The organism is Bradyrhizobium sp. UFLA01-814, from assembly GCF_046718885.1.
GTDB lineage: Bacteria > Pseudomonadota > Alphaproteobacteria > Rhizobiales > Xanthobacteraceae > Bradyrhizobium > Bradyrhizobium elkanii.
Genome location: NZ_JAQOSR010000049.1, coordinates 43,418 through 49,738, shown reverse-complemented (window position 1 = coordinate 49,738; position 6,321 = coordinate 43,418). Strand labels below are relative to the sequence as shown.

Here is a 6,321-nt window from a genome sequence, read left to right as displayed (position 1 = left end):
GCCGTGCAGGCGGTCATGAGGCCGCCGGCGATGATGCAATCATTGATGAAGTCGGCATCGAGCAATGGCGCCAGCGCCTGGGTGCCGAGATTGACGTCATGCTTGATGCCGCCGAGCAACGCGAGCTCATCGTCGTCCGGCAGCAGCAGGAGGCGTCCCAGCACGGCGGCGGCCCAGCGCGCCGCGACCGCGGGGTCGGCATCGGGCTGCAATCCGTAGCGTGATGCCAGCTCGCGGGCGCGCGAAACATAGGCCAGCGTCCCGGATTGCACCTCGCTCGCGAGCGCCAGCTGGGCGGCCGGGCGCTGATCACCCTCGCGCAACACGTCACCGTCACGATAATCCCGCGCCGATCCTTCACTGGAACAGCACAGCTGTTCCAGCAATGCGACGTTGCGGATCAGCATGCGCTTGACGTGCGGCGTGACGATGCGATCCGAGACCAGTCCCTCCGCGGTATCGTCATCGGCGATGTCGTCGAAGGCATCGTCAAGCGTCAGCAGATAGGCGCCGTGCAGGCGGATGCGGATGCCCTCGCGATCGAAGATGCGCCGCAGCGATTTCTGCACGCTTGCGGAATAGCCGAGGTCGACCAGGATCAGATCGGTGCAGCCGTCGAAATCCCGCATCTTCGCGCGAAGGTAGGTAAGCAGACGGGTCCGGACGCCGGCAGCGATATCGGTGATTTCGCGCGGGTCCATCAGATCGGGCAGGGCGTCGGCGAGTTCGCGGCCGCTCGCAATGCCGTCGGGATACTGCGCGAAGAACTTCATCACGGCGGGCGGCTGCACCTTGACGATGTCGACAAAGGTCGCCGCGTCGATCTTGACGACCCGGTTCAGCAGCTCACAGAGCGGTTCGAGCGTGTCAGCAGACCCGACCAGGCTGACGCGACGATTGATCTCGATATAGGCGCCGGTCTCGCCGTGGTTTGCCTGCCAGACCCGATACGGCAGCAGACCGTCGCGACCGAGGAATCCGACCGCAACGCGCGCGCCGTCGCGAGCAAGCGCAGTGCGCCGGGCGGCAATGAATGCATCGAACGCCGCCATCACGGGGCCGAGAACGGTCACGCCGAGGTCGAAAGCGGGAGAATGCTCCGCGCCCTTCGCCGTCACAGCGCGCCGAAGCGTGCGGGCGCCGCAATCGAGCCGCGACGGCTGATCGGGACACAGCAATTCGAAGATCGATGTCTCGCGCTGAAACTTGGAGGCCAATGCCGCGCCGGCCTGCGGATAGTAGCGCGGACGGATGCCGTGACGGCGCGCCCCCTTGATATCGGCGGTGTGGTTGTCGCCGACATGGAACGAGCTTGCCGCTTCGATGCCTTGCTCGGCAAGATAGGCCTTAAACAGCGCTTCGCTCTTGCTACTACCGTGATCGCAGGACGCATAGAGGAAATCCCAGCTCAGCCCGGGACTGCAGGAATGCAGCAGCTGCGCGAGCTGGTCGGTGCTCCAGTAGGTGTCGGAAATGAAGCCGACGCGAAAACCGCCGCGCTTCATGTCCAGATATTGCTCGAGCATTTCGAGATTGACGCGGCACAGTTCGAGTTCGGTCTCGAACTCGATCTGCGCGAGATCGTGCAGCGCATCGCGGCTCAGGCCGAACAGCCTGAACGGAAAGTATTTGTAGATGTCGGCGATGCGCACTTCAGTTGAGCCGCACCGCTCCTGCGATACCTTGCGCGCCCGCGCCTCCGCCTGGATTCGATGCTGAACGAAACCGGCGGACATGTTCGGAAATTTTTCAGCAATGCAGGAACGCTGAAAAACCCTTTCAAATACGCCATCCGGCGTCGTGCAGGCGCGCAACAGAAATGTATCGAAAACATCGAATGAACATGCAGAAACATTCTGCGCTCGACGCGTCGCGTCGACCGTCATGATCGTCATGCGCAAAATTCCCGCCAGTCCTCATGCGTTGAACGCGCGCATGAGACAAATCAGGCGCGACAGTTCAAAAAAGTTGATGCGGGATTCGAAAACGCGCGCTTCGCGACTGACAGATTCAAAAAATCCGATAACGTCGAAACAGTGATTCGGAAAAAATTGCCTAGTCGCAATCGTCGAATGCAGGATGGCGACCAACGGCGATGAATCACTCGCATGCTCCGCGCATGCAATTGTTCGCGTGGCGTTAGTTGGTGTGACAACAGCGTTTTCCGACGCGACGATCTCTCCCGCGGAAATGCGAGGCGATGCTGAACGACTGCTCCAAACTCCGTCGAATTTTTCCCTGCGCCTCCGCGCAGCGGCAGCTTTTGCCGGGCGGTCGGCAAAAACATCCAGCTAAGCACTTGAAAAATAACGAAAAAAGTTCGCCTGGTTTGCGGGCCCCCTTCGTTCAACGCTCAGAAGCCGCATGGAATGTGTGCCAGCGGCGTTGGTTGGAGAGCGGCGGATGAGTTACGCGCTTGATATGAGGGCACCGGCCGAAGTGGAGGCCACGCCGGCCGCGGTTGCGCCGGCCGAGGCGGCTGCTCCGTGGAGCAACGTCCCCACCGTTGCCGATGCGGGCCCGCTCGACACCGTCGAGATCCACGACGAAGACAAGGAATTGCTCGACCGCCTCGCCGCCGGCGACGAGACGGCGTTTCGCGCTCTGGTCGAACGTCATGTCGATCGCGCCTACGCGATCGCGCTGCGCATCGTCGGCAACGCCGCCGACGCCGAAGACGTCGTGCAGGACACGATGCTGAAGGTGTGGACGCATCGCGGCCGTTGGCAGCATGGCCGCGCCAAGTTTTCGACCTGGCTCTATCGCGTCGTCAGCAACCGCTGCATCGATCTGCGCCGCAAGCCGCGCACCGAGAATGTCGATGTCGTGCCCGAGGTCGCCGACACTCAGCTTGATGCCTCCGCCGTCATCGAGCGCAACGAGATCGGCAATCTGCTGGAGGTCGCGATGCAGCGGCTGCCCGAGCAGCAGCGCGTCGCGGTGATCCTGTCCTATCATGAGAACATGAGCAACGGCGAGATCGCCGAGGTCATGGACACGACTGTGGCCGCGGTGGAGTCGCTGTTGAAGCGAGGACGGCAGCAGCTGCGCGAGATGCTGAAGCGGCACGAGCGCGAGCTGCGCGGCGCGTTTACCGACTGCTAACCATAAATTCCGGCTTCTGAAGATTTTGCGCCTGACCACCGGCGGCCGACCCGTTTGATCGGGCGGACGGGGGCTGGATCCGCGTCACCTCTCTATTTCACGATGCGGCATGCCATGCCCCATCAGCACAGGAGCTACTCATGCCGGCAATCTCCACCAACACCGCCGCGAACTCCGCGGTCCGTTACCTCAACATCAACTCGCAGCAGGAAACCAGCGCGCTGTCGAAGCTGTCGAGCGGCTCGCGCATCACCTCGGCCTCCGACGACGCGGCGGGCCTAGCGATCTCGACCCGCATCTCCTCCGACATCACGACGCTGCAGCAGGCCGCCACCAACGCGGCGCAGGCGACCTCGATCCTGCAGACCGCCGACGGCGGCGCCTCCAACATCTCGGACATCCTGGCCCGCATGAAGTCGCTGGCTTCCGAGTCCGCCTCGGGCACCGTGGCGGATTCCAGCCGCGCCTACATCAATTCGGAATTCACACAGCTCAAGGGCGAAATCGACTCGATCGCCAGTGGCACCCGCTACAGCAGCCAGAGCTTGCTCGACGGTTCGAGCGTGTTCTCCTCCGGCGTCTCTGTGCTGGTCGGTTCGACCTCGGCCGACACCATCACGATCACGCTGACGAGCCTCACGGCCTCGTCGCTGTCCGTGACGTCGCTCGACGTCTCCAGCCTGTCGAGCGCCACCAGCGCGATGACGGCTCTCGACACCGCGATCGACAAGGTTTCGTCCGCACGTGCCGAGATCGGTGCTCAGGAATCCCGCTTCAACTTCAGCGCCGACTCGATCTCGACCCAGACCCAGAACCTGCAATCGGCCAACTCGGCGATCAAGGACGTCGATATCGCCTCCGAGCAGGCGACGCTGTCCTCGGCCGAGGTGAAGACCCAGGCCGCGGTTTCGGCAGAAACCGCGGCGAACCAGATGCCGCAGTACCTGCTGAAGCTGCTCGGCTAATTCGAAAGACCGGTCGGGCCGGCATGATGCCGGCCCGATTCCTATCGCGGCGGAAGTGTCGACATGACGGTTAGCAGCGCCACCTCGAGCACATCGGGCACCACGTCGACCAGTTCTGCCAGTACGGTGACAACGACCGGCACGACCAATTCGACCAGCATCGATTGGGATGCCCTGATCGAGGCCGAGGTCAATGCCAAGCTCACAGCGGCGACCTCGATCACCGCGACGATCACCGCGAACCAGGCCAAGATCACCGCCTACCAATCCCTCCAGACCGAGCTGTCCACGCTGGCCACGGGTCTGTCGTCGCTCAGCACCTCGATCATCAATTCGATTGCCACCAACGCGTTCGCCACGCGGGCGGCGACGATCTCGTCCACCGGTGACGTCAGCGCCTCGTCGGCGCTCAACATGAGCGTCAACAGCGGCTCGGCGACCGGCGATCACACGCTCCAGATCACCCAGCTCGCGACCGCGCAGAAGGTGATCGGTGCCTCACAGTCGAGCAGCTCGACGGCGCTGGGCCTGTCCGGCACTTTTTCGCTCGGCCTGTCCGGCGGCACCAGCACGGCGATCTCGATCACCAGCGGCATGTCGATGCAGGATGTCGTCGACACCATCAACGCCCAGACCTCGACCACCAACGTCCAGGCCTCGATCGTCCAGGTGTCGAGCGGGTCCTATGAGATGGTGCTGACGGGGACACAGGACGCCGCCGACATCACCTATTCGTCGACGTCGGGCGACGACATCCTGAACAAGCTCGGCGTCACCGACACGTCCGGAGCGTTCACCGACGTGCTGCAGAAGTCGCAGTCCGCGGAGTTCACCCTCGACGGCATCGCGCTCACGCGGAACACCAACGACATTTCCGACGTCCTGTCCGGCGTCACGTTCGACCTGCTGCAGCCGACGCCGAGCGGCACCAGCCTGAACATCAGCATCGAGACCGACACCAGCCAGATCACGTCCGCGCTGCAGACCTTCGTCACCAACTACAACGCATTTCGCGACCAGGTGATCGCGCAGTCGGCGCAGAACTCCGACGGCACGGCCGCATCAAGCGCGGTGCTGTTCGGCGACAGCACGATGCGCGATATCATGACGCAGCTGCAGCAGGTGCTCAGCGGGACGGTCGGCGGCATGACGATGGCCGATCTCGGCCTGTCCTTCAACGAGAACAACGAGATCCAGTTCGATACCGGCACGCTGTCGACGGTGCTGACGCAAAATCTCGCCGGCGTCACCCAATTGCTGTCGGCGCAGACCAACACTTCCTCCAGCCAGCTCAGTGTGGTCAATACCGGCACATCGCCGCAATCCTTCACGCTCGACCTCACGGTGGACTCCACCGGTATGCTGACCGGAGCCTCGGTCGGCGGCGACAGCTCCGGCTTTTCGGTGGTCGGTAACACCATCATCGGCAATTCGGGCACGATCTACGCTGGCATGGCCTTCACCTATACGGGCTCGACCTCGCAGTCGATCACGGTGACATCGTCGTCCGGCCTCGCGACGGAACTCTACCAGCTCGCGCACACCAGTTCCGGCACCAGCGGTCAGCTGCAGACGCTGATCACCAACTTGCAGTCGCGCGATACCGACCTGCAGTCCCAGGTCAGCGACATTCAGAGCAATGCGGCGACGTTCAAGGCCCAGCTGCAGGTTCAATACGCCAATTACCAGGCGGCCATCGAAAGCGCGAACAACACGCTGGGCTACCTGAAAGCACTCCTAGACGCATCATCGAGTAACTAATGACCCAGAACGCGACCGCCTACCAAGCCAACAATGCCTATCGATCCGCCGCGGTGGCGGTGCCGCCGTTGAAGGCGGTCGTGATGCTGTGCGACGGCGCGATCACGCTGTTGCAGAAGGCGCTGGACGCGCACGAGGCGAAACGATTCGAGGAAGGGCACATCTATCTGACGCGGGCGACCGCGATCCTGCGCGGGCTGAGCCACAATCTCGACTTCACCCGCGGCGGCGCGATGGCCGATCGTCTCTACCGCACCTATAACGCCCTGATCATGGCGTGCCTGCGCTCCTATGGCCGGCCGCAGGCCAGGGACAATTTCCGGCGCATCATCGCAAGCCTGGTGGAATTGCGCGACGCCTGGAAGTTCGTCGAGGCGACCGCCGGCAAGGCCGCCAAGGCCAGGGCACTCGACAGGACGCTCGAATCAGCCGCCGGCCGCTGAGCCCGGAGAGAGCCGCGAATCACCCGGCGAGGGCGTTTAGCCGGCGC

Annotated in this window: 5 protein-coding genes; 4 read left to right on the top strand and 1 reads right to left on the bottom strand. The window is 63.2% G+C overall.

Features of this window, described 5'->3' with window-relative positions; genetic code table 11:
- Positions 1-1,736: hypothetical protein (locus PMN64_RS17250; RefSeq protein ID WP_411781465.1), on the bottom strand; the 1,736-nt coding region annotated here is incomplete at its 3' end.
- 667 nt (positions 1,737-2,403) lie between these two features.
- Here PMN64_RS17250 and PMN64_RS17245 point away from each other — a divergent pair.
- The 4 genes from PMN64_RS17245 to fliS all read left to right on the top strand — a co-directional run bounded on the left by PMN64_RS17245 (position 2,404) and on the right by fliS (position 6,274).
- Entirely contained in the window at positions 2,404-3,105 is a 702-nt protein-coding gene (locus PMN64_RS17245; protein WP_411781464.1) for an RNA polymerase sigma factor, read from the top strand.
- 140 nt (positions 3,106-3,245) lie between these two features.
- Positions 3,246-4,070: a flagellin gene (locus PMN64_RS17240; protein WP_028336954.1), complete on the top strand. Its 825-nt coding sequence runs from the start codon at positions 3,246-3,248 to the stop codon at positions 4,068-4,070.
- Positions 4,071-4,133: 63 nt separating this feature from the next.
- The gene (gene fliD / locus PMN64_RS17235; RefSeq protein ID WP_411781463.1) at positions 4,134-5,831 is read left to right on the top strand and encodes a flagellar filament capping protein FliD; all 1,698 of its coding nucleotides are present in this window, start codon (positions 4,134-4,136) and stop codon (positions 5,829-5,831) included.
- Positions 5,831-6,274 (top strand): flagellar export chaperone FliS, encoded by a 444-nt coding sequence (gene fliS / locus PMN64_RS17230; RefSeq protein WP_028340075.1) that lies wholly within the window; start codon positions 5,831-5,833, stop codon positions 6,272-6,274. The genes fliD and fliS overlap by 1 nt, the downstream gene beginning before the upstream one ends.
- Positions 6,275-6,321: the final 47 nt, after the last annotated feature.